The sequence below is a fragment of the Streptomyces sp. AM 4-1-1 genome, from assembly GCF_029167625.1.
GTDB lineage: Bacteria > Actinomycetota > Actinomycetes > Streptomycetales > Streptomycetaceae > Streptomyces.
Window position 1 is genome coordinate 68,569 of record NZ_CP119146.1, and the last position, 21,916, is coordinate 90,484.

Sequence of the window (21,916 nt, forward strand, 5' to 3'; positions counted from 1 at the left end):
CGTGCCGCTCATGTCGCGGCGGTGGGTCCGTCTGGGGCGGATGTCGGGTGGCGGGTGATGCCGGCGGCGGTGACGGCCTGGAGGTGTTCGGGCGTCAGGCTGTCCCAGCGTTTGCGGAGGTTCTTGAGCCACTGGCCGACCTTGACCTCTTCGCCGTCGACGGTGACGGTGTCGCGCTGGCGGATGTGGAGGTGGCCTTCGCGGTCGTGGAAGGCGGCGACGGCCGCCAGGCCCTGGTCGAGCTGCCTCTGCTGGCGGGCGGCGCGGCCGGTGGGCTGGGGTGGTTCGTCGTCGGGTTCGATCAGGGTGATGCCGAGTTCGCTCACAAGTTGGAGCTGCTCGGGATGGAGCGTGCTGTAGTCGGTGCTCTGGAGGCGGACCCATTCGCCGAGGGGCTCGTCGTCGTCGGTGAGAAAGTCCGCGGGGAGGTCGTCGAGGGTGATGCTCGCCTCCGCGTAGGCGCGGGCGGTGTAGTAGAGGCGCTGCCAGGTGATCGGCCAGACGGGGTTCCAGTACGGGTCGATCTCGGCGAGCGCGGTGTCGGTGGAGTCGGCTTCGAGTCCGTTCTCCGCGCGGGTGCGGGCGGCGGCTCGGCGGTTGGTGAGCCAGCGGCCGAAGGCGTAGTCGCCGATCGTCTCGTCGCTGGGGACGGCGAGGTGGCCGCGGCGGGCAGCCCAGTTGCGGGCATGGAGGAGTCCGCGCTCGGCCGCCTGGGTCTGGAGGTTCCAGATGATGCCGAGGTGTTCCAGGGACTTGATCTGGGAGGGCTTGAGAGTGCCGGCCGCGTACGCCTTGCGCATGCGGTTGATCCAGCGGCCCAGTGCGAAGCCGTTCTCGTCGTCGTGGAGCCGGGGGACGTCGAGGTGCCCGTGGGTCTGCTGGTAGGCGGTGGCGGCTTCCAGGCCGCGGCGGAAGGACGCCTCCCGGGGGTGGAGGACGCGCAGCCGGAAGGCCTGGGCGATGGTGTCGGCGGGGAAGGGCCGGTCGAAGACGACGTCCACGGGCACGCCGGTCTCCTCGTCCTCGTCGTCCGGGGCCGGGTGGGCGGGCTGCTGGGGGACGGCGAGGCGGTCGGCGATGCGGTCGTCGTGTGCGCGCAGGGCCTGGAGGACCCGCCAGAGGGGCCGGTACAGGTTGGAGCCCATGAGGTCGTCGGCGTCTTCGCCGGGGGCGACGTAGACGGGGACGATGAGGGTGGCTTTCTTGCCCTGGCCGGGCTTTTGGCGAAGGGCGCGTCCGACGGCCTGGACCGTGTCGACGATCGACTCCTTGGGGTCGGCGAAGACGACGGTGTCGATGCTGGGGATGTTGACGCCTTCGCCGAGAAGGCGGGCGTTGGCGATCACGGTGCGGTGGGCGGGCTCGAGGAACTCGCCGGGGCGGCCGTCGAAGCGGTCCAGGAGCTCGCGGCGGTAGGCGGGGTCCTGGGTGCCGTCGAGGCCGGCCGCCCACAGCTCGCCGGGGTCGGGACAGCTGGTTCCGCTCTCGTCGAGGGTGTAAAGGCGCGCCGCGGTCTCGGGGAGGGTGGCGGCGAAGGCGTGGGCATCGTCGACGCGGTGGTGGAAGGAAACGACGCGGCGCAGGTCGAGCTTGGCCATGGCGCGCAGGACGGCGATCTGGAGGGCAGCCTGGCGCAGTTCGGCTTCGGTGGCCTTGTCGGAGAGCCCCAGGCGAGTGCGGATGGTGGCCTCGTTGACCTCCATGACGACGATCCGGTAGTCGGCAAGGAGGTCTATGTCGATGGCCTCGGCGAGCGGTAGACGAAAGCAGGTGTCGCCGTAGAGGGCCGGGTTGTCCATGGACGCGACGAGCGAGTCGTCCTCGTCGTCGCCGGGCTCGCCGGCGGACCAGATTCTCGGGGTGGCGGTGAGGTAGAGGCGCTTGTGGGCGGGGATCAGCTCGTCGTCGTGGACGGCGGCCCAGCGTTTCCCCAGGTCACCGCTGGTGCGGTGGGCTTCGTCGACGGCGATCAGCGACCAGGTGGGCAGACCGAAGCGGTGGTGGGCGTCTTGGACGCGGTGCAGGGAGTGGTAGGTGGCGAAGACCGTCAGGCCGGGGTTCTGGTGGACGGTGGCGGTCAGGGCGGCCGGGTCGGTGGTGAACGCGACGGACTCGCCCATGGTGTTGGGGCGTTTGGAGCACAGGGCGAGGACCGGGCCGGTCATGCCGGCGGTGCGCCAGTCGTCGATGGTCTGGGCGAGGAGTTCCAGTGTGGGCAGCAGCACCAGCCGGGTGCCCTGGGGGGCGACACGGGCGGCGGTGCGCGCGGCGACGTACGTCTTGCCGGTGCCGCAGGCCATCACGACGGAGGTCCGGGCGGTGAGGCGCAGCGCGGTGTGCGCGGCGTGGACGGCCTTGGACTGGTGCGGGCGCAGCCTGATCCGGGGCTGTGGGGTGGTGATGGTCGCGGTCATGGGGTGGCCGGTCCTTTCAGCCGGGAGGGGTCGGCGGGTCACGTGATGTCGAATTTGATGTGGTCGATGCCGGTGAGTGCGACCGACTGGAGGGATGTGGCGCGCGAGCCGCCGTCGGTGAAGTAGTCGTCGCGCAGTCCGTCGGCGACGATCTGGGCGAGTTCATCCTCGGTGGCGCCGGCCTCTTTGGCTTCGAAGAGGGCTGCGGCGGTGGCGGCGTCCAGGCGGCGGGTGAGGCGCCGGTAGCGGGGGTCGTTGGTGGTGCCCTTGGGGGACTTGAAGCCGAACTTCCCGCGGACGTCGACCCTGATGCCGCCGGTGGTGACGGCGGCCTGGAGCTTCTTCGCCTTGACGATCGGCTGCCAGAGCTGCTTGACCGTGGCCTCGATGAGGGCGGCGGTTTCAGGCTTCGCCGTCTTGATCTTGTCGTCGCGGTAGCGCTCGACGGTGCGCTGGGACTTGCCGATCTTCTCGGCGACGGCGCGGGCGGCCTCGGCGCGGCTCACGCCTTTCTCCTGCTTGAGCAGAAAGCGGATCCGGGCGCCGAGCGTCTTGGGAATCGGCTGGGAGAAGGCGGTCTCGGTGGCCTCGCCCAGGCGGTCTTCGATCAGTCCCACAGTCAGTCAGCTTCCTGTTCAGGCCACGCGGACGAGCGAGACGTCCTTGATTTCGTTGGCGATGTTCACTCCGTCGACGAGCAGGTCCAGCGCCCAGTCGATGGTCTGGGAGCCCTGGTGCTTGACCGAGCCGGGGTTGACGCCGAGACGGAACCCGCCGCGGATCGGCTCGCCGTCGGGGCCGAGCAGGAGGGGCAGCGGGGACACGCCGTCGACTGCGTAGACGACGCAGTCGTTGTTGACGGCCAGGGGGTACCGGCCCGCGGTGGTGGCGAGGTTGTGCATCTTGCGGTGCATGTTGGTTCGCGCCTTCGACAGGATCATGGCGCGGATGTCGGGCCGCCACGTGCGCCGTTTCAGGGCCGGCCACGGGGTGCCGAAGACGTGGTCGAGGCCGAGGTTGGGGCGCTGGCGCAGCTTGCCGATCCCGGACTTGGCGGTGGCCTTGATGGCGTTGGCCAGGGTCACCAGGAGCGGGTCGCCGTCCTTGTATCCGGCCATGGCCGCGAGGAAGGCTTCGTCGTCGAGGTCCTGGGTGACTTTGAGCTCTGCCATCACGGTCAAGTAGGCGTTGCGGAGGGTGTCGTACCAGGGCTGGAGGTAGGGGCTGTGGGTCTCGCGGACCCAGGCTTCCATGGGGCGGACGTCGGCGCCGAGTTCGACGGCGTAGGCGACGGTGGGGGTGGCGTACCAGGCGGGGCCTTCGGGGCGCACGCCGCTGGAGGTAAAGGGGCTGGGCAGGCGCGGGTCGGTCTCGATGTGGGAGAGGTCGAGGTACCAGGAGCCGGGCAGGTCGGGGTCGAAGGTGGGGTTGCGGGGGTAGTGGATGGCCGGGCCGGTGCCGACGTGGAGGCGCCGGCAGGCGGCGAGGAAGGCCACCTGTACGTCCAGGGCGGCGACGTGGGTACGGGCCCGCTCGTCGTCGGTGATCAGTTCGGCGGGGCGGACCCAGATGCAGGCTTCCTCGTCGAGCGCCTCGCTGGCGGGCCGGGAGCCTTCCTCCGGGTAGTCGGCGGCGACGACGGGGTGTTCGTCGGGTGCCTCGCACGGGGCGGGCTCGACGACGGTGTGGAGGGTGTGGGCCACCTTCGCCGAAACGTACTTGCCTTCCTCCGCACTCCACTCGGCCTTGGTGGGCGGGCGCAGCGCGGTCATGAGTTCGTCGCCGGTGACCGCGAGGGTGCCGCGGGGGGTGATGACCAGGCGGGCGTAGGTGCCGAGCATGGCGGCGAGGTCGCCGGCGGACAGGGCACCGGCCTTGCCCCAGGCACGGGTCTCCAGCGCGCCCCAGGGCACGAGGGCGAGCTGAACGCAGTGGCGCTTCCCGTCGAGGCGCTTGAAAAGCCTGGCCCATGGGCCGAAGCCGGACTTGGTGAGCTCCCAGCCGGCCTTGGTGATGTTCTTGACGCTTCTGTCGTCGGCCGGCAGGCGCAGATCCTCTTGGTCCGCGAGGTCGGTGGGCAGGCCGAAGTGAGCCACGGCTCCTTCGGTGAGGATGAGCAGCGGGTCCTGGTCGAAGCCGTTGTCGTGGAGCTTGGCCGCTCCCAGGCGGATCTTCTTCTTGTCCAGTGCCCATGCGGCTAGGGCCTGGAGGGTTTTGGCCGGGCACGGGAGGGTGCGGCCGTCGACGAGGTGCGCGGTCAGGGCGCCGTCGGTGATGTCGAGGACGGCCAGCGGGCCGTCGGCGTACTCCGGGGGCACCGGCTTTGCGGCCGGCTTCTTGACCGTCCTGCGACGGGGGGCCGTGGTGGTGGCCGGGCGCCGCGGCGCGGCCGGCGCAGGGGCGGAGTGCGCGGCGGCAGCACGATCCGTCGGGGCCGTGCCGGTGGCTTCCGGTACGACGGGGGCTGTGGCGGCCACGGTGGGCGTGGGTGTCGCGGACTCGTTCCGCGGGGCGGAAGCGGGAGCGGCCGGGGCGGTGGACCGGGTGCCGCAACGGGGCATGCCCATGGCTGCCATGGCCTGGAGGTGCACATGGCGGGGCTGGCCGTCCACGACGCTCGACGTCGGCTGCCCGCAGCGGACGCAGCGCCGGGTGACCCCCTCGGGCAGGGCGGTCCAGGAGTCGGGCGCGTCGAACTCGAGTTCCGACGTCTCCGTGAGGGCGGGGGCGGGGGCGGGTTCGGGGTCCGGCCAGGAGAGTTCGGGAGGATCCTCGATCTCGAAGTCGAACTCGAGAGGGGTCGCCTCCGCGGCGGCTGCCTCGGGCTCGGGCTCGGGTTCCAGGTTTGCGGAACCGTCCTGCACCCCACTGCGAGCAAGCTCGGCGGCGAAGTAGGCGAGGATCCGGGCGTACCGCTGCCCCTTCTCGCCGCGCGGTGTGCGGGGAGGGTCCGATTCCCAGGTCCACACCGTCTCGCGGCGCACCTCGTTGGCCTGGCCCATCTGCGTCACCGTCCAGCCGAACGCCTCGCGGAGCCTGACACGCTCCGCCGGGTCCGGCAGTGGCGGAACCGGGCCGTCGAACGGGATCCGGTCGAGCACAGCCGCTACCGGGTCGCTGCTCCCCATGTCCACCTCCTCCTTCAGATGCAAATCTAACGCGAATCTAACGCACTTGTCGCAGCACGCGCAAGCGCCTTGTTGATATTCCATTATGTATTGTGACCGTTGCCTAATGTGTTTTCGTGATGTACTGTCATGACTTGTTGGTCAGGGTCGCCCCGAAGACGGCGGCCGCGTCCAAGGAGGCCGTGCGCAACGTAAGTTGCCCTCTCCTCGCCCGCCGGGTCTCTCCCGCGTCCGACACGACACGTGAGGAGTACGACAGCCATGCCCCTTCTGTCCCCCGAGCCAGGGGATTCCGCCGCTGTGGGGTCGAGGATCCTCGTGGAGGCAGGCGACATCCTGATGCGCCGCAGCCTCACCGATCACGCCCCTGCGGCTCAGGTTCACGTGATCGAGGCAGCCAAGGCCCTGGAGGACTTCCGCCTCGGCCACGGCGCCGCGCTGGAGCGCGCCGAGGCTCTCATGGACCGGGCGATCACGACGTTCCAGGAGCGCAGCGGCGAGTACGACGAGGCGGCCTGGCAGGCTGCCTCGGTCTACATGGTGGAGCTGTGGGCGACGCGTTTCAGCGCGGCCCGGCTGACCGTGTTCGACCCGGCCCCGCCACCGCCGTCCCGGCTCACCCCGGCACATCCGCTGCGGCTGGAAACGGTCAGCCGCGAGGCCCACGAACACCTGCTTCGCGCCGGCCGCTCCCTGGAGCGCGCGCCGCGCCGCACGGACGAGATGGATGTGGTCCGCGCGCAGCACGCCATGCACGCAGCCGCCCGGCTGCTCCACGACCAGTTCGACGGGCTCTCCATGCCGCTGTGGGTGCTCATCGCCCGGTTCTGCGCCGAGATCCAGGCGGAGAACCTCCGCATTCTCAAAGCTCCCGCCCCCGGGACCACGGACTGACGCCCCCGTCCCTACGCTCGTCACCGACCGCGCCCGCAGCCCGGCACCAACCCTCCGCCCCCACTAGGGAGTTCTTCGTGAGCACCAGCCCCTCCCCCGTCTCTTCCTCCGTCGGCCCCGTCCGGGTCGGGCAGCTGTGGCAGGACATGGCCCCCGACATGGTCGACCGCGAGCGGATGCTGCGCGTCGTCGCCGTGACGGAGACCCACGCCGAGTGCGTGGTCGAACGCGACAACAGGCCGGGAATGGCCGGCCGCACGGCACGGCCGCTGGCCCTCAAGCGCTTTACGACGAGCGCCTTCAGGCTGATCGAGGATGCCGTTGACGACGCCGACCAGGTCCTCTACGCACGCTTCCTGGCGGCGATGACGGGCGTGCAGGGCACCAACCCGTCGCCCATGGAGTACGCGACCGCGGCGTTGCGCGTGCACCACGAGCTCACCGCCGAGGCGGCGAAGGCCCACCACTGACCGAACCTGCGAAACCCACTGCTCCCGAGCCGAGCGGCGCCGCTTCGGACAGCCGCTCGCCCGGCCGCACCCGGAAGGAAGGTGCTCGAATGCAGAGCGACGAGTACTACGAGGACTTGCGCCGGCAGATGCTCGCTTCTGGCCTGTACACGCCTGACGACGTGGACAAGGTCGTCTCGGCCTACCGCAATCGCGACGCGGACTTTTCCGCCAAGGAAGCCGAGGTGGGGCGCCCTCCCCTCGTTCACCGCATGAGGCGCACGAACACGACCGGCATCACCGACTGCTGTAAGCGGAATCTCGACGAGCCGGAGTTCAAGTATGACTACGTGACGCACCTGGTCGCGAAGGTGACGTGTGCGGGTAAATGAGGGGAGGCCCCGCAGTCCGTCCACCGATTCTGCGGACGAGGCCTTACCGCACCTCGGGGTCGGCGTGCTTGTCTGCAACTGCCTGAACGACTGGAACCCGGGGTTCGTCCGGACGGATTTCACCGCTCCCGTGTCCACGACGACGGGTTCCACGAGCGCTGCGATGAGGCTGACGCGCCCCGTGGGGCCCGTCTCCCGTCGTGGCTTTCCGCGCAGAGACACACGTCCTGGTGAACCGGTCTGCAAGACAGCAACCGAACTGCTGCCCGGTCGGTAGAGGTGTACGTGAGCAGCACGTGCGTTCGTGCCGCTGGTCTCCGATCCTGGGAGCAGCCCGTGACTACCACCGCTTCTTCTTCGCCGTCCGCCGTACGCCGCGGCGGCTGCCTGTGCGGGGCCGTCCGCTTCGAGGTGCCAGATGTTCCTGACGCGCCCCACCTGTGCAGTTGCCGTCACTGCCAGAAACTGGGCGGCGGGCCGGTGATGTCGTGGGTCTCCTTCCCTCTGGCCGGTCTGGTGTGGAGCGGGCGGGAGCCGGTCTGGTTCTACACCTACCCGCAGGAGACCCGGCGCGGGCGCTGCCCCGACTGCGGGAGCCATCTGTGCGCCCTGGACGACGGCGCCGTGAGCATCGCGTTCAACTTCGGCGCCCTGGACGACTCCTCGGACCTCGTCCCGGAGTTCCAGAGCTACGCCCACGACGCGGTGCCGTGGCTCAGGCCGGTCACCGACTCCCGCTCCACAGCCGCCGCGGGCAGCTGACCACCGACCGGACGCGTGCCCGGGCTCAGAAGGGGATGGTCGATGCCTTCGCGACGGCATGGGCGTAGCTCATCTCGATGAGTTCGCGCTGCACGGGGGCCTGCTCGGTCAGTTCACGCAGCCGCTGGGTATGCAGGTGGGAGAAGCGGACGTCGGTGCTGAGGGTGCCGTGACAGGTGATCCACCGAGGGCTCGGCAGCGCGCCGTCGGTGAGGGGGAGCAGGTCGTACTCCCAGCCGATCAGCTCGTCGTCGGGGTCGGTGCGCACTTCCGCCCAGCTCACGGTGATCGTCCTGGCAGGAGCGGCGCCGGCTGCCTTCTCCCGGGCCGCGGCGGCGGTCAGCAGGAGCATCTGCGGCTGCAGGGCGCGGGGCTCTGAGCTTGCTGTGCGGCCCTGGTCTACATCTTCGGCCAGGGCCGCGCGCAGGACTGTCTCGGCGTCCGCCCGGGTGTCTTCCAAGCGGGTGTGGCGGGAGCGGCAGGCGGTGACCCACCCGTAGCCGTGCGCCATGCCCTTGCCGGCCCGCGCGAGATAGCCCAGCAGCTGCCCGTGGTCGACGACCGGGTACAGGGCGGCCGTGCGGTCCGGCTCGTCGAGGGCGGCGCGCGCCTGCTCCTCGTCGAGGTGGGGCAGCGGCTGCCGGCCGGCGGCTGCGGCGGCCCGGTGGCGGGCGGCGGCCTGGCGGGCGCCGCGCAGGGCCTTGTGCGGATTGGACATGTAGTCGTGGCCGAGGTGATCGACGGCGCTGCCGTCGGCCGTCACCCAGGCGTGGAGGGCATCGAAGGGACCTGCCCGGAAGAGATAGCCGATCGTCTCGCCCTCTTCCTTGACGGGCCGGAACCCGGCCGCGGCCGGCCAGACGCGGCGCGCGGCCGTCTTCGCTGCGGCACTCACTTCTCGGTGGGCCTCGTACGCGGCGCGGACCGCCTGCTGCGCGGCGGCGGGGTCGTAGACGGGGAAGGGCCACTTCGCGGCGTTCCAGTCGGCGATCTCCTCGTCGGTGATGTCGTTCGGGGAGACTTCCGCGTCTGCGGTCACCCAGTGCGCGCGGTGGAGGTGCTTCCACGTCCAGCCCGCCAGCTCGCCGGCGTCGGTGCGCACGGGTTCGTAGGTGAAGTGGCGGGCTTCGTCTCCGAAGACGTCGCAGACGGCGGGCTTCACGGCGTCCAGGGCTGCTCGGCCGAAGTCGGACTCCCGTGTCCGGTCGAGGTACTGGTCGCCCAGGACACCGAGCCGCACCGCGGGCGCCCTGGTCGGCTCGGCCGGCTGGCGCAGGGCCGGTACGAGGTCGGCGACCCAGCCGCCCCGGCCCAGGGCGTGCACGGTGACCAGGCCCTCCTCTTCCCACTGGCGGGCGAGGTCGAGCAGGCGCCGCCCGGGGGCCCCGTCGCGGCGGACGGAGCCGCGGAAGGCACCTCGGGCCAGTTGGTTCCACAGCCTGGCGTGGAGGGGGGGTCGGCAGGGCCGGGCGGATGGTGTCGGCCAGGACGGCGGGATGGTTGGCGGTCATTGGGCTTTCCCCTTTCTGCGGGAGGAACGGTGGGAGGGGCTCAGGCGGCTGCGGGGCGGTTGCGGACCAGCCGGTCGCCGAGGTGGCGGACGTGCCCGAGGTACGTCCTGGCCCCGGCGGCGTGAGCTGCCGGAGCCTCGCCGGCCCGGAGGACGGGAACGTTCAGGGCGGCGAGCAGCAGAGGGCTGTCTGCCGGGCCGAGGCTGCGCAGCAGGCCCTGTGGCGGGCCGGATCGCGCGTCCACGCGGCCGCGGTTGAGCCGCAGGTCCAGGACGGTGAAAGGCGGCCGGGGCCCGCCGGCGACGAAGTGAGCGAGCCAGGTGGCCCGGTCGTGGCCGGGTCCGGGCTCGTAGTCGGGCTCCGGGCACCCGAGGAGGAACTCGCCCAGCTCTGCCAGATGGTGCCGGGTGAGGGCTGCGGTGTGCACGAGCTGGTCGCGGACGTTGCGGAAGTCCGGCTCGGTCAGCCAGAGGGCGACGCCGGCAGGTGTGTCGGCGAGGACCAGACAGGCGCGGGGCGAGGCGGCGTTCAGCGGGATGGTGAGGGTACGCACGGTACGGCTGCTCCAGGAGGCGGCGGGAGCCCTTGGCGGGCATGACGACCGGCCCGCACCGGAGCGGGCCGCATCCCCGCGCTCGCGGGGAGGATCCCGCCAGGACCGGTTCTCCTGGCCCGGTCATGCTAGCCGCACGGATCAGCCCGGCTCCGGGGTTGTCCGAAACCTGACGGCGTCCTGCCGCCGGTTGGACGGACAACGAAACGCCTCGGCCTCGCGGAGGCGAGAATGGCGGCCATGTCACTCTCCTTGGCCCGCTGCGTGGAAGCGGTTGCCCGCCTGCTGGATGGCTGCGGCCCCCTGGAGCCGGTCCGGCTGTGCATGAGCGAGGGGGACGTGCAGGCGGAGGTGTGCGCGAGCGGGCCGGCCGCCTCAATGAGCATGGCGCGGCTGGCAGCGGTGACGAGCAGCGAGGCGGCCGGACGGACGGACGATCGTGACGACGGTGTGATCACGGCGGATCTGGAAGACGACGTGGTCCTGGTCGCCGCCGTGGACGCCCCGGTGCGCGGCGCCGCGACCGGGCTCCGCGCGACATCGACGGCGGCGGGAGCCGGCCTGCTACGGACGCTGGCCCCGTGGACGGCCACACTGGACCAAAAGCTGCTGTCGGGAGCCCAGTTGTGGGTGGAGGACGACGGTCAGGGCTTCACGGTCCGGTTGCTGGCGACAGCCGCGTGCAGTGACGACCTGGAGAGCGTCGCCGCTGCCGCTGGGGCGGGACTGGGACGCGTCCGGACATGGCGCACCGGCAGCGGACTGGACGGGCGAGGAAGCCTCCCATGCGGCCAGAGCGTGCACCTCGGCGTCGTCCGCCTTGCCTGACCACCCCCAGCCGGCCACCGGCCACCTCCTAGTGCCCAGTGCTCGGGGCGCAGTTCCGGGAGGCAGCTCCAGGCCACCGACGGCTCCACCTTCTCGTTCACGGACCGAACGGCGTTGCTGCATAAGCCCCGTGAGCGGGCAGGCCCGCACGGGGACCAGCTTCTGAGGGCGGAGGTATGACCTCCACCCATCGCTGTTGCTTATTCAGCTTCCAATGTGTATTGTTATTCGTGTTGGGGGTGCCGTTCACCTCCACCCCACACGCCCCCCGGAGCCGCACTGCCGCTCCCTTGCCGCGTACGGAGCACCGATGAACCCTGCCCCCGCATCCGAACTGGCCACGGCCGTCCGCACCGCACTGACGCCGTTCGTCACCGATCCGACCGCCGGCACCCTGTGCGACCTGAGCCGCGCCATGAGCAAGATGACCGCCTACGCCAACTCCGGCCGCAGCCATCAGGTCCCCGGACCGTGGCCCGAGAGCTACTTCGCCTGCGACCACGCTCACGAGCACATCCAGAAGCTCAACCACACGTTCGCCACCAGCACGGCCCCCGCACCGCTGGACGTCCGCACCGTCAAGTACGCCGTTCTCGCCGCCATCGCACTCTTCGACGACGCGGTCCGCAGCGACACCCCGAACCCCAGCGCCGAGCATGAGTTCAGCGTCTTCGCGATCGCCCGCGCCGCCGCTCACCTCCTCGGAAGCGGCTGGCGGGCGGAGCCCGGCCTTCACAACACCACCGGTCTCATCCAGCACTCCATCGGTGAGGACTACCTCCTGACTGTCGGGGACGTCGGCGACATGAGGCCGGAGCTGTACGTCGAGAGCGACGACAACCGGCACATCCTCTGGGACACCGCCGGTGAGGAGCTGCCCGCACTCGCGCAGCGCGTCGCCGACACCATCCGCGACCCCGCCCTGGCCTGACCCCCGGCGCTGCCACGCACCGGGACGAACACGCACGCCGCCCGCCCCGCCCACACGGGCCCGCCCGGACCTCCCCTCTCGGAAGGACCCACCGACATGACCAGCACCGTCTCCGGCTTTCCCGTACTCGGCGCGGCGATCGCCGACCTTCTCGGCCACGACTGGGAGTTCGTGCAGACCAGGCCCTCGCGGACCACCGGTTCGATCCGGCACCGCGACGGCAAGCACATCGGCTTCGTCGTCGCCGTAGAGGCGAACGGCAACCTGACCGTCCAGGCCGGCGACTCCCAGCCGCTGACCGTCCTCCAGACCACCGAAACCGCCCAGGACACCGAGCACGCCGCCAACGCCGTTGTGGACGTGATCCGCGACTCGCTCAAGTCCGTCCCCATCAAGCTGGACGACCAGCTGCCGTTCGAAACGCTGCTGGCCCTCTACCACCGGGCGGAGCGACTGATGAGCGCGCACATCGAGCAGGTGCTGCCCCGGCACGTGGAAGGCGCCGTCCGTGCGGCACTGGACGAGAAGACCCTCGCCGAACACGGCGCGCCCGTCTCGGCCGCCTTCGACACCACTGAACAGGACAACGGTTACGTCTGGCTCGCCGACGAGACCCAGGTCGTTCTGGCCGACGGCACCAAGCGGACCGTCGACCTCGGCTGGGCGGGCCAGTGCCAGAACTTCCTTGTCCACCACGCCCTGGAGCACGAAGTGGGCGACGACGACGTCCTCACGGTGGCCTTCGCCCCGCCCGGCCTCCGTATCGCCTGACACAGCCCGCCCGTCGGAGGCCGCGTCCGCCGCACGGCCTCCGCCCGCCCCCCGGAAGGACCCCCGCCATGGGCAACACCCTCACCACCACCAGCGTCCTGAGCGCCGTCACGCGCACCACCGTCACGGTCGCCGTCACCGAATCCACCGTCCACCGCATGACGCCGTCGATGTGGGACGCCCTCGCCAAGCTCGACACTTGCCCGCTCGACTCCACCGCCACGGCGTGGTTCGTCGGCACCTGGGGGCACACCCGCGCAACCTGCTCCCGGCTCGTCCGGGCGGGCCTGGCCGAGTACCAGGAAAACGTCTGCCTGATCACCGAACCGGGCCGCGCCGCCCTCGCCCAGCAGTCGGCCGACAAGCAGCCGGCCACCACCTGACACAAGCCCCCACCACGCCCTCCTTCCGTTTCGGGGCCCGGTCCCGCAAGGCCCGGCACCGCCCGACCCAAGGTCCCAATGAACCCCCACGACGCAGCCCTCTCCCTCTTCGAAGCCCTCCTCGCCGAAGCCCAGCACTGGGCGTGCGACGACGCCGAGGACCAGGAGGTGCTCGAAGCGATCGACCGCGCGCCTACCCCGCTCGACAAGCTCGCCCTGATGCAAAACTCCAGCCTCGTCCCCAGCGGCCTGTCCTCGGCCGTCGCTGACGCCCTCCTCGCACTCGACCCCGCCACCTACTCCCCCGCCCCCGCACCGACCGCCCCTGGAACCTCCATGGCCGACCCCGAACTCCACCGCATCCGCGAGGCATTGATCACCGTGGTCACCCCATCCCCCGAGGACGACACCCCCAGCGACGACTACGAGATCCAGGTCCACGGCGTCAGCGTTCTCATCCGCCGCGCCCAGTGGGGCGCCCACGCGCATGTCCCCTACGTGCACATCGAAGACCAGGCCGATACGCCCGGCCTGCTGCTCGTCGAGGTGAACGACAGCGGAAAGAACGAACACCCCCTCCCCCACGGAACCCGCGCATGACCCTCGACCGCACCTACGCCGCCGCCCGCCAACTGATCGACCCCGACGCCGACTACACCGTGCACGTCCGTGCCGGCACCGGCTGGCAGCCCCCCGGCAACCGCGACCAAGAGGAACTGCCGGGCCTGGACGTCCTGCTGGCCGCCCGCAGGGTGCTGCGCGCCCAACCCGCAGGCCGCGTATGGAGCACCCGCCCCGACACCCTGAACGTGTGCACCGGCGACGGCCTGCTGTGGCTACGCTTCACCGTGACCACGCTCGCCGAGACCGGCCTGTGCCACGCCGCCAAGTGCGCGGAGTTCCTCACCGACTCCGGCCACTGCCCTCGGTGCGCCGCCTGCCCCGGTCCCGACGGCCGCGCCCCCACGGGGGTGTGGAAGGTGCTCGGCCTGGCCGACTCCGCCGTCCTGCCCGTCACACGAGACGACCTCACCACGACGGACCTGGTGCTCCTGGCCCGCGCCTGCCACACCCTCGACCAGCAGCACTATGACGTCCACGCCCGCACGCCGCTGCCGCCGGAGGCCAAGCCGCTCCTTCAGCGCCTGGCCCTCGTCCTTGACGACCTCGACGAAGGCCGTCCGCACGCCCTGAACCCCGACGCCGCTTTCTCTCGGGCCGAGTTGCTCACCCTCGCCGACACGGCACTGGCCCTCTACCGTGCACACGGGGACCCCGACGATCTCTTGGGCAGTCCGTCGGTGCTGCGGCTGGCTCACCTAGCATACGCGGACATGCCGGACTAAAGCCCGAGGGCCCCGGTTAGCCTCGGCCGGGCGTCCGCCCGGACGGCACAGCCCGGCGCGCCCCACCGAACGGCATGCCGTCACCCGCTCGCCGGCATCCGGAAGGCGCCGTGCGTCCGGGCGCACACGTCGCGGGCGAGGAGGACGAGCGCGCGTTCCCGGATCAGGTCGTCATGGACTCCCGGGTCACCGGGCGGCAGCAGTTCCAGCGCCCGGTCGATGGTGGCCAGGGCCTCACCGAAGCACCGCATCTCCCGCAGGAGTCCGGCCTCCCGGAACAGCGCCACAGCGTCGGTGCGCCCCCTGAACGGCGGACGAGACAGGATCCCCAGCATGTGCTGATGGCGCTGGGGCAGCCCATCGCCGAGCCACAACCCGTGCAGCAGAGTGTGAAGGACCTTTACATCGTCGCTGGCGTCGGCCAGGACTCCCTCCATGACCTGCAGCCCCTGCGGCTTCGACTGGCCGAGCAACGCGAACGCGAACAGCGCGCGGCTGAAGACGTCCCAGGGACCGCGGTGAGCGCGCAGCATCTCTTCCAACGCGACCCGTCGAAAGTCGTAGCGCAGCGCGAGCCCCAGAAGATGGATGCGGGTACGGGCGGTCACGGGGTCGCCGGCAAGGGCCGCACCACTGGGGATCTCCTCGCTCACGCGGCGGCCGTCGCGCCGCGCCTGCCAGGTCACGTCGGCGAGGAACGCCGCCGACTCCTGCCACGTGGTCCGGGCGACACGCATCCAGTGCTCGGCCCGCACCGTGAACACCATGTCCGGGGCATCGCCGACATCCACCTGAGCCAGTGCGAGGACGCCCGGACGCAGCTGCGGAACGTGCACGGCCTCCTCCAGCAGAGGCAGGACTCCCGGCTCGCCCAGCAGTTGGCGTGCCTGAGCAAGGCGTGCGAGACGGGCGGCCGGCGGATGCCGGACGAAAGCGAGGACGCCCTCGGGCAGGACGGGCGAGGTCGGAACAGCGACAGTCATCGAGACGCTCCTGGGTCGAGAACAACAGCAGGTGAAGGAGCGAGCGCCCCTTCACCTGCTACAGGTGCTGATCCCGGCCGCGGTGTGACACACCCAGCGCACTTTCTCGCGCTGACACGAGACGTTCCCCATGAGCTCTCACGCCCACCGCCGTGGCGCCCACCTTGTACCGGGTACACGGAAGACCCCGACGACGTACTCGGCCGCCCTTCGGTCCTGCTCCTGGCCACTCGCCTAGGACAACACCCTGGCCTGACCAGCAAGCCGTCATACTCCGCCCCGTGAGCCCCACGTTGGTGAAGCGCTGGTCGGCTCCGGCGTAGTTCCAGCCGGCAGTGCTGAAAAGCTTCTCCTGCCTGCCGACAAGTCGAAGCCGATCGCGTAGCAACTCTCTCGTCAGCGCCGTCGAACGCCTGCGCAGTCGCGTGCAGCTGCCGCACGACTTCTACACCGTGCCCTGCACGCGCCAGGCCCCGGCCACTTGCACCATGCTCCCCGCGATCGCGGCCGTGACCCAACGCCGAGACGACGGTGATCGATCCTGGCTCGACCACCGATGTCCAGCCAGCCGCAGCTCGCCACCGAAAGCCTTCTCGGGGCGGGGCAGCGCACCCGCTAACCCATGCGTCCCCCTCGGTCCCTCAGCGCTCAAGCACGCTGAGCGCCAACGCTGACAGCTCTGGGCCCGGCGCGTACGTGGTTGCCAGCCCCTGGCACCTGTGAGGCGCATGTTTTCAGGCGCAGTCTCTTGGTGGACGACTCCACGGACGGTGCGGAAATTCGAGGTGACCGGCGAAGCTCACGCAACAGCATCGGCCGGTAAGGCGCATCGTCGCCAGTTGATGTTTCCGCACACACGGAATTTCACGGCTCACCTGCCAGAGCTGACCGCGAAGCGAGACGTGACGTCTCGGCCAAGCCCGCGTTCGACCACCTGCCCGATCGTCAAGAGATGGCAAAATGACCCCTGACCTGCGAGTTTCACAAAATCACATACATCACTCACTTACTCACTCAGGCACTCACCCGCAAGGCTCATCATCTTCATAAACGTCGCTTCCCCTAATTGTCAGCGTATGCAAATAGGCTTTAGGTCGGCGCATGGATTGAATTTCTGCGTCTTTAGGGGTTAGAAACAAGGAAAGCAAAGAATGATCTTGAGGGTCTCAACACGCCGTGCCACGTCAATGTGACGTGACGTGACACACGCTCGCTGACCCGTGTATGGTCACGCCCGAGCATGAAGGGACACGCGGGCCGATTGCGGATCACAGAATCCACTGTGGGCTAGCCAGCGCGTGGTTCTCGTGACCATCTCGCGACGGCGGAGAAGCCTTGGAACTTTACGAGTACAACGAACTGCAGAGTCGACTCGATGCGATCGTCGAGTTCGACGACATGTCAGGTGACGCCATGCTTGCGGCGCTCGTCGAGCAACTACGCCCCTACCTGCGGAACGTCATCGGGTCCACCATCGGCAAGGGCGGCGAAGGAAAGACCACCTTGGCCACCAACTTGGCCTACATGTTGGCTGAGGAACAAGCGAACCGCGACAGCCAAGGGAAGTCCGCCCTTCCGGTCCTCTACATGGAGATTGATGCCAACGGAGACGGAAGGACTGATCTGGGACTGGATGCAAAGGCCTTCAATGATCACGGGAAGGCCCTCCGTGATGCGATCACTAACGACGGCCCCTTGAAGGTCGTCAAGAACGTTCGGCCGTTCCTGGATGCAACGATCTCGGGTAGGCACTGCTCCGATATCGCCGGTCGCATCAACAAGCTCGCCGACACGCACGCCATCGCTGCCTATCTCCTGCTGGCTCTGCTTCTGGCGCAGATCTCCCACCTGTACCGGTGGATCGTGCTCGACTTCGCCCCGGGCGACAAAGCCATCCAGCGAGCCGGTCTGGCAGCATCCACCCATCTCGTCTCGCCCATTCACAACACGGACAATGCTGCTCTGAGGGGTCTGTCCACCGTCACACGGCTCATTCGCGCCAACCGGCGCCTCAACCCGGAGGCGCAGCTCACTGCGATCGTCTTCCTGGGTTTCCGAAAGGTCAAGGGCGAGCCGACCACGGAGCTGACCAACGTTCGTATCAAGATCGAGAAGTTGCTCACAGAGGCTGGCATGGATCCTGGACTGATTCTGGACGAGTACGTACGCGATGCCCGCTCCATCGCTACCTTGTGCCGCAACCACGGCCGCCCCGCCCGCGAGTTCGCACTGGCCGCCACCGGGCAACTCCGGGACGAAAACGGCGAGTTGGTTCCCCGGCCTCGGGACGAGAACGGTCGCTACGTGGATGCGCAGTCGTCCGTAAACCTCGCGGACGATTACTCGAAACTGGCACGAGGAGTGATCACCCGGGTGCGCCAGCGCAACGCCGAACTCCGTGAGAAGCAGATGCAGGGAGCGTCATGAGCAAGTCCACCGTCGGCACGGCGGGTACTGGAACCGGCCCCAAGGCCAACGCCAAACGGGGTGAGCAGGCGGGCAAGAAGGAGCACCTCATCGTTCCCGACCTGAACCTCGGGGGCGACGATGATGACGAAGACGAGGACGACTTCCGCCCGGTCCGTGCCTTCGTGCCTCCGACGACGGCGAAGTCGACCGCTGCTAAGGCTGTTGTTCCTCCGCAGCAGGATGAAGAGTCGGAGCGCAGCCCTGTTGCGGACGAGACTGAACCTTCGCCCACTGCTAGCCGCGTCACCGTGTCGCCGACCCAGACACCTGGTCCCGCCGCTATCCGCGGTGAACTGGGCCATTCTGCGGGGGACTCCGCTGAGAATGGGCAGGAGGCGTCGCACGGGTCGGGAGAGCCGAGCAGCGGATCGGCAAGTGAAACCTCTTCTGCGGAAGGCGCCTCCGGGCAGCCCACGGTCGAGGTGCAGGAAGCTCCCACCGAGCGAACGGCGGAACTGGCCCGAGTTGACCGGCATGCGGCGCCGGCCTTGCGTACCTCGGCTTCCTTGTCCGGACTCCCGGCCCGGCGGCCTGGTCGACGCAGGCCCGCCGAACCGTTCAACCCGGACGAACCGCGCCAGCGCAATGAGCAAGCGATGCTTGAGTTGTCACAGCAAGCACCGGGCTACGCCTCGCTGTTGACCGTATACAGCGCCTCTCAGCTGAACGCTGTGCCCTTCGAGAACCGCAACATCAACCTCTACGGCCTCGCGGCAGACCAGGTCGGCACCCAGCGCACCGCCGACATGGCTCTGCTGAAAATGTTGACGTTCCAGCGACCGAAGCTAACTCCAGCGCACTACGTCGATGCCGCGCTGGAACCGGTGCTGAAGCCGCTCGACCCGGATGGCATCGACATGGAAGCCATGGAGGACGAGCGGGACTACGTGTGGCAACTCGCCCAGAAGGGTCTCGCGTACCGCAAGTACATCCTCAGCGACCCCGAGAGCGCCAACATGGACAACTACCGGCCCGTGTGCTCCTTGCGCAAGGACGTCAACGCTCGCCTCACCCGCATGATGGACCTCATGGACTCAATCCAGGGGATCCAGGCGAAGCCGTTCGAGATCGTCAGTGCCTGCCTTGCTGAGTACATTGCCAGCCTGCCGGCAGAGCGTACGCACCTGTCGGAGTTTTTCCAGAAGCACCTGGTCACGACGATTCAGTAGGCAGCGAACCCAGCCCGCCTGTCTCCCTCTCGGCCCCTGTTCCTACCCGTGGGACGGGGGCCGAGAGCCGACTGGCGTAGCGCCGAGGCGCACCATGAGTCCCACTGCGCCAACTCTTGGCTACCCTCAGTCACTTTTCCCTTTAACCGGGGCCGCACCAGGTTAAAGGAAACCGTCACACCCACGCGTCGAGCTCGGGAAGGTCCCACTTCGTGTACGTCAGCCGACGCTCGGCACCGTTGATCAAGTCCAGCACGTCGGTGGCCAGGTAGGCACGTGTCCCTCGCTCAACCTCCTTCACCTGCACGACCCCGGCTCCAGCCAGTTCCTCCAGGGCGTTCGAGGCTGAGACGAAGGAGATGCCGAGCAAGGACTGCGTAGCCCTAGCGGTCACAATCGGCACGCCGGGGAGCTGCTCCATCAACCGCACAACTGCGGCTCCCTTCCGAGGCTGTCCACGGAGTCCCTGACCCTCCCTGTAGTGGGCAAGTTTCGCGTACCAGGCCCTCCGCATCTGGCTTAGCTCGTCGGTGAAGCGCCGAGCCTCTGCGACGGCATCGCGGGTAGCCGCCAGGAACACACGGATCCAAGCATCAACTCCAGCGGCCGCGGCGGAGCTGTCGGGCTCACCCACGTAACGGAACGCGTTAAGGCCGGCGATGTACTCGCGAGCATGAGCCAAGAGAGACATGGAGATCGGCAGGACATGTCCAACCGCGAGGCCTTGCCTGGCGAGTGCCGTGTGAATCAGCGCTCTACCGGTTCGACCGTTGCCATCGTTGTAGGGGTGGATCGTTTCGAACTGCGCGTGAACGAGGGCGGCCTGGACGAGAGGCAGCGGGTGATCTTCAGAGATGAAGGCAGCGAGATCGTCCATGAGAGGACCTACCGCGTCAGGGGTGGGTGGCACATACTCCGCTCCGTGCGGCCCGTAAGCGTTGCCTCCTACCCAGTTCTGAACGGTCCTAAGAAACCCCGATGACTCGTCTTGCTCTGTTTCCACCATCAGGGCGGCTTGCAGGCCGTTGATGTCGTCAACCGTCACTGCCTCGGTCTCGGACAGCGCAGTCACGGCACGACGCAGGGCCAGAACGTTGTTGACAACCTCGCGTGCGCTGTCGCTGATGCCGCGGTGGGTGCGCTGATCGTCGCCGGCCTTGGTCGCGAGCATCAACTCAAGGTGAGCGATTGCTCGGGCGGAAGCCACCACGCCTTCGATGCGCGAGGACGCCACAGCCTCCGACCGGAGAAGGAAACGGGCCAGAGACTCCAGATGAGGACTGGTCGGCGCGGCGTCGTTGAAGGCACGAACCAGCCGGTCCGCTTCGGCAACCTCTGCAGCAAGTTCGGCTGACAGACGGAGCTGGCGCCCCCGAAGTAGATCCGGCTCGTACGCGGCGAACGTCCGGAGGTCCTGCTCCTCCACACCAGGCATCACGCCAGGCTGTGACGGCCAGGGCCGTTCCGAAAACCTTGCCACTAGACACGCTCCAAAGGTTCAGCCTCAAGCAGATCCATTTAAGGATAGTGTGTGCCCCGTGATGTTTGGTGTGATGCATGGGGTGGTTCCGGAGAGTGGGGCTCGCGCTCTTCTCGCCGGATGCCGTCCTGTCGAGACTCTGGACTCACGCGCTTCGGACCGGCACGAGGCACGCCACGCCTCGGCAGGGTCAACGCGAGGACCGTCGCCACGGTCACACCGCAGTGGTCTTCAGGCTCGGGGCGAAAGCGAAAAGGCGACCCATCGGGTCGCCTCACCGGGTGACTTCGCCAAGTCACCCATCACCACCGCTCGGGGTCGCCACCCTGAGCATTTCCGTGTCTGCCACATCGAGCCGACTTCGTCGGCGTCACTTGCAGCCTGCGGTGCCACCCGCATGCCGCAAGGGGAGGAGAAGCCAACGGCAACCTGACCTGACCCTTCCGCCCTAAAGCGGATCTCAACTTCACCCCCGCTGACCAGGACTTCTCCGTCGATCGGTCGAGCGGTCGGTCGTGTTGTGCCTTCATCCCTATGCAGTTCTGGAGCAGATCATAGCCGCCAGCCATAGGGCTAGTCCCGTATTGCCAAAAAGAGCCTCGAACGAGTCTCCCCCGGACGATGCCCAAATCGGAACAAAAAGGACATTCGAGGGTGGTCGATGGACCTCGACTCATCCACGATGGCAAAGCACACCCCGCTCCTCCGACAAGGAAGGGCTTCCCGAACCGCTGGTACTGCGCCCGAAGATGAGGCAGCGGCTCTCTAGCGCTCTCGATGCCCTGCTATCAGACCGAGCGGTCTACCAGCGCCCACTGCCCGAGGTATTGGGTGCCACGGTCCTGTTGGCGAAGTCGCCGGCAGAAGAGTCGCGGTTGGAGCTGCGCGCGGGGGAGCTGGCCCGGTGGCTGGGAGTGTCGAAGTCCTACGTCGATCATCGGGTGCTGCCTGGGCTGCGTGGATCTGGCGCGGTGGCGACGGAGGTCGTGACGAAGACGGTGGACGGAGTGCGTCGGGTTGATGGTCTTCGTTGGGAGCTACTTCCACTGACTTCCGCTCAAGCCCGAGGCAACCCGCAGGCTCTGGTGCTGAAGAAGCATGAGCTGGCCGTCCTGTTGGCGTTGTGTGAGGCGCTGTTCGCGCCGGGCTGGGCGCCGGTGGGTAAGCGGGAGACGCCTGCGGGTCTGCTTGGTGCTCGGCGGGGTCGAGGGGCGGCGGCAGAGCGGCTGGCGTTGCTGCGGTTGGTCCTGGCTGCCCGGTCGGATGGTCGGGTACGGCTCGTTGGCGGGGCGGTGGCGGCTGGCTGGGATCGTGCGGATGCGACGGTCGCGCGGATGTTGGGGTGTTCCACGGCGGAGGCGGCCCGGGTAGTGGACGGGCTGATCCAGCAGGGGCTGTTGGAGGTGCGGGGCCGGGGCGTACCTGGTGCCCGGATCCGGATGGTGGTGCCGGC

Annotated in this window: 19 protein-coding genes; 12 read left to right on the top strand and 7 right to left on the bottom strand. The window is 68.8% G+C overall.

What is annotated here, in order from left to right; genetic code table 11:
• Nucleotides 1–8 precede the first annotated feature (8 nt).
• Genes PZB75_RS30915 through PZB75_RS30925 form a run of 3 tightly spaced genes read right to left on the bottom strand, consistent with a single transcriptional unit; the run spans nucleotide 9 to nucleotide 5,542 of the window.
• A complete protein-coding gene (locus tag PZB75_RS30915) occupies nucleotides 9–2,414 on the bottom strand; it encodes a DEAD/DEAH box helicase (protein WP_275538996.1) in 2,406 nt (801 codons plus the stop codon).
• 38 nt (nucleotides 2,415–2,452) lie between these two features.
• Nucleotides 2,453–3,031: a terminal protein TpgA1 gene (locus tag PZB75_RS30920; RefSeq protein WP_275538997.1), complete on the bottom strand. Its 579-nt coding sequence runs from the start codon at nucleotides 3,029–3,031 to the stop codon at nucleotides 2,453–2,455.
• Nucleotides 3,032–3,049: 18 nt separating this feature from the next.
• Nucleotides 3,050–5,542, bottom strand: a complete 2,493-nt coding sequence (locus PZB75_RS30925) for a transcriptional regulator (RefSeq protein WP_275538998.1) — start codon at nucleotides 5,540–5,542, stop codon at nucleotides 3,050–3,052.
• 318 nt (nucleotides 5,543–5,860) lie between these two features.
• On the opposite strand from PZB75_RS30925, the gene PZB75_RS30930 reads away from it, so the two are divergent.
• From PZB75_RS30930 to PZB75_RS30945, 4 genes are all read left to right on the top strand, one after another.
• Nucleotides 5,861–6,436: a hypothetical protein gene (locus PZB75_RS30930; RefSeq protein ID WP_275538999.1), complete on the top strand. Its 576-nt coding sequence runs from the start codon at nucleotides 5,861–5,863 to the stop codon at nucleotides 6,434–6,436.
• Between the two features lie 77 nt (nucleotides 6,437–6,513).
• Nucleotides 6,514–6,906 (top strand): DUF6354 family protein, encoded by a 393-nt coding sequence (locus PZB75_RS30935; protein WP_275539000.1) that lies wholly within the window; start codon nucleotides 6,514–6,516, stop codon nucleotides 6,904–6,906.
• Between the two features lie 89 nt (nucleotides 6,907–6,995).
• The gene (locus tag PZB75_RS30940; protein WP_275539001.1) at nucleotides 6,996–7,277 is read left to right on the top strand and encodes a hypothetical protein; all 282 of its coding nucleotides are present in this window, start codon (nucleotides 6,996–6,998) and stop codon (nucleotides 7,275–7,277) included.
• A gap of 336 nt (nucleotides 7,278–7,613) precedes the next feature.
• Nucleotides 7,614–8,039, top strand: coding sequence for a GFA family protein (locus PZB75_RS30945; RefSeq protein ID WP_275539002.1), 426 nt, complete (start codon nucleotides 7,614–7,616; stop codon nucleotides 8,037–8,039).
• A gap of 25 nt (nucleotides 8,040–8,064) precedes the next feature.
• Here the strand turns inward: PZB75_RS30945 and PZB75_RS30950 are convergent, their stop codons facing one another.
• Both PZB75_RS30950 and PZB75_RS30955 read right to left on the bottom strand, forming a co-directional pair.
• The gene (locus tag PZB75_RS30950) at nucleotides 8,065–9,363 is read right to left on the bottom strand and encodes a hypothetical protein (protein WP_275539003.1); all 1,299 of its coding nucleotides are present in this window, start codon (nucleotides 9,361–9,363) and stop codon (nucleotides 8,065–8,067) included.
• Between the two features lie 227 nt (nucleotides 9,364–9,590).
• Nucleotides 9,591–10,103 (bottom strand): hypothetical protein, encoded by a 513-nt coding sequence (locus PZB75_RS30955; RefSeq protein ID WP_275539004.1) that lies wholly within the window; start codon nucleotides 10,101–10,103, stop codon nucleotides 9,591–9,593.
• A gap of 240 nt (nucleotides 10,104–10,343) precedes the next feature.
• Here PZB75_RS30955 and PZB75_RS30960 point away from each other — a divergent pair, with 240 nt between their 5' ends.
• From PZB75_RS30960 to PZB75_RS30985, 6 genes are all read left to right on the top strand, one after another.
• Nucleotides 10,344–10,931, top strand: a complete 588-nt coding sequence (locus tag PZB75_RS30960) for a hypothetical protein (protein ID WP_275539005.1) — start codon at nucleotides 10,344–10,346, stop codon at nucleotides 10,929–10,931.
• A gap of 310 nt (nucleotides 10,932–11,241) precedes the next feature.
• Complete coding sequence (locus PZB75_RS30965; protein ID WP_275539006.1) at nucleotides 11,242–11,862, top strand: hypothetical protein; 621 nt, start codon at nucleotides 11,242–11,244, stop codon at nucleotides 11,860–11,862.
• Nucleotides 11,863–11,958: 96 nt separating this feature from the next.
• The gene (locus PZB75_RS30970; protein WP_275539007.1) at nucleotides 11,959–12,633 is read left to right on the top strand and encodes a hypothetical protein; all 675 of its coding nucleotides are present in this window, start codon (nucleotides 11,959–11,961) and stop codon (nucleotides 12,631–12,633) included.
• Between the two features lie 68 nt (nucleotides 12,634–12,701).
• Nucleotides 12,702–13,016, top strand: coding sequence for a hypothetical protein (locus PZB75_RS30975; RefSeq protein ID WP_275539008.1), 315 nt, complete (start codon nucleotides 12,702–12,704; stop codon nucleotides 13,014–13,016).
• 78 nt (nucleotides 13,017–13,094) lie between these two features.
• A complete protein-coding gene (locus PZB75_RS30980; protein ID WP_275539009.1) occupies nucleotides 13,095–13,616 on the top strand; it encodes a hypothetical protein in 522 nt (173 codons plus the stop codon).
• Nucleotides 13,613–14,362 (top strand): hypothetical protein, encoded by a 750-nt coding sequence (locus PZB75_RS30985; protein ID WP_275539010.1) that lies wholly within the window; start codon nucleotides 13,613–13,615, stop codon nucleotides 14,360–14,362. Before PZB75_RS30980 ends, PZB75_RS30985 begins: the two co-directional genes overlap by 4 nt.
• Nucleotides 14,363–14,442: 80 nt before the next feature.
• On the opposite strand, the gene PZB75_RS30990 is transcribed toward PZB75_RS30985, so the two are convergent.
• On the bottom strand, nucleotides 14,443–15,345 hold the full coding sequence (locus PZB75_RS30990) for a hypothetical protein (protein WP_275539011.1): 903 nt from the start codon (nucleotides 15,343–15,345) through the stop codon (nucleotides 14,443–14,445).
• 1,335 nt (nucleotides 15,346–16,680) lie between these two features.
• Here PZB75_RS30990 and PZB75_RS30995 point away from each other — a divergent pair.
• Both PZB75_RS30995 and PZB75_RS31000 read left to right on the top strand, forming a co-directional pair.
• Complete coding sequence (locus PZB75_RS30995) at nucleotides 16,681–17,772, top strand: ParA family protein (RefSeq protein WP_275539012.1); 1,092 nt, start codon at nucleotides 16,681–16,683, stop codon at nucleotides 17,770–17,772.
• The gene (locus PZB75_RS31000; protein ID WP_275539013.1) at nucleotides 17,769–18,983 is read left to right on the top strand and encodes a hypothetical protein; all 1,215 of its coding nucleotides are present in this window, start codon (nucleotides 17,769–17,771) and stop codon (nucleotides 18,981–18,983) included. The genes PZB75_RS30995 and PZB75_RS31000 overlap by 4 nt, the downstream gene beginning before the upstream one ends.
• 175 nt (nucleotides 18,984–19,158) lie before the next feature.
• Here PZB75_RS31000 and PZB75_RS31005 read toward each other — a convergent pair whose 3' ends face one another.
• Nucleotides 19,159–20,418, bottom strand: a complete 1,260-nt coding sequence (locus PZB75_RS31005) for a Fic family protein (RefSeq protein WP_275539014.1) — start codon at nucleotides 20,416–20,418, stop codon at nucleotides 19,159–19,161.
• Nucleotides 20,419–21,916: the final 1,498 nt, after the last annotated feature.

Coding starts and splice junctions, on each gene's coding strand:
- PZB75_RS30965 (WP_275539006.1), top strand. CDS start 11,242: ATGAACCCTGCCCCCGCATCCGAACTGGCCACGGCCGTCCGCACCGCA.
- PZB75_RS30940 (WP_275539001.1), top strand. CDS start 6,996: ATGCAGAGCGACGAGTACTACGAGGACTTGCGCCGGCAGATGCTCGCT.
- PZB75_RS30985 (WP_275539010.1), top strand. CDS start 13,613: ATGACCCTCGACCGCACCTACGCCGCCGCCCGCCAACTGATCGACCCC.
- PZB75_RS31005 (WP_275539014.1), bottom strand. CDS start 20,418: ATGCCTGGTGTGGAGGAGCAGGACCTCCGGACGTTCGCCGCGTACGAG.
- PZB75_RS30925 (WP_275538998.1), bottom strand. CDS start 5,542: ATGGGGAGCAGCGACCCGGTAGCGGCTGTGCTCGACCGGATCCCGTTC.
- PZB75_RS30970 (WP_275539007.1), top strand. CDS start 11,959: ATGACCAGCACCGTCTCCGGCTTTCCCGTACTCGGCGCGGCGATCGCC.
- PZB75_RS30960 (WP_275539005.1), top strand. CDS start 10,344: ATGTCACTCTCCTTGGCCCGCTGCGTGGAAGCGGTTGCCCGCCTGCTG.
- PZB75_RS30975 (WP_275539008.1), top strand. CDS start 12,702: ATGGGCAACACCCTCACCACCACCAGCGTCCTGAGCGCCGTCACGCGC.
- PZB75_RS30990 (WP_275539011.1), bottom strand. CDS start 15,345: ATGACTGTCGCTGTTCCGACCTCGCCCGTCCTGCCCGAGGGCGTCCTC.
- PZB75_RS30980 (WP_275539009.1), top strand. CDS start 13,095: ATGAACCCCCACGACGCAGCCCTCTCCCTCTTCGAAGCCCTCCTCGCC.
- PZB75_RS30915 (WP_275538996.1), bottom strand. CDS start 2,414: ATGACCGCGACCATCACCACCCCACAGCCCCGGATCAGGCTGCGCCCG.
- PZB75_RS31000 (WP_275539013.1), top strand. CDS start 17,769: ATGAGCAAGTCCACCGTCGGCACGGCGGGTACTGGAACCGGCCCCAAG.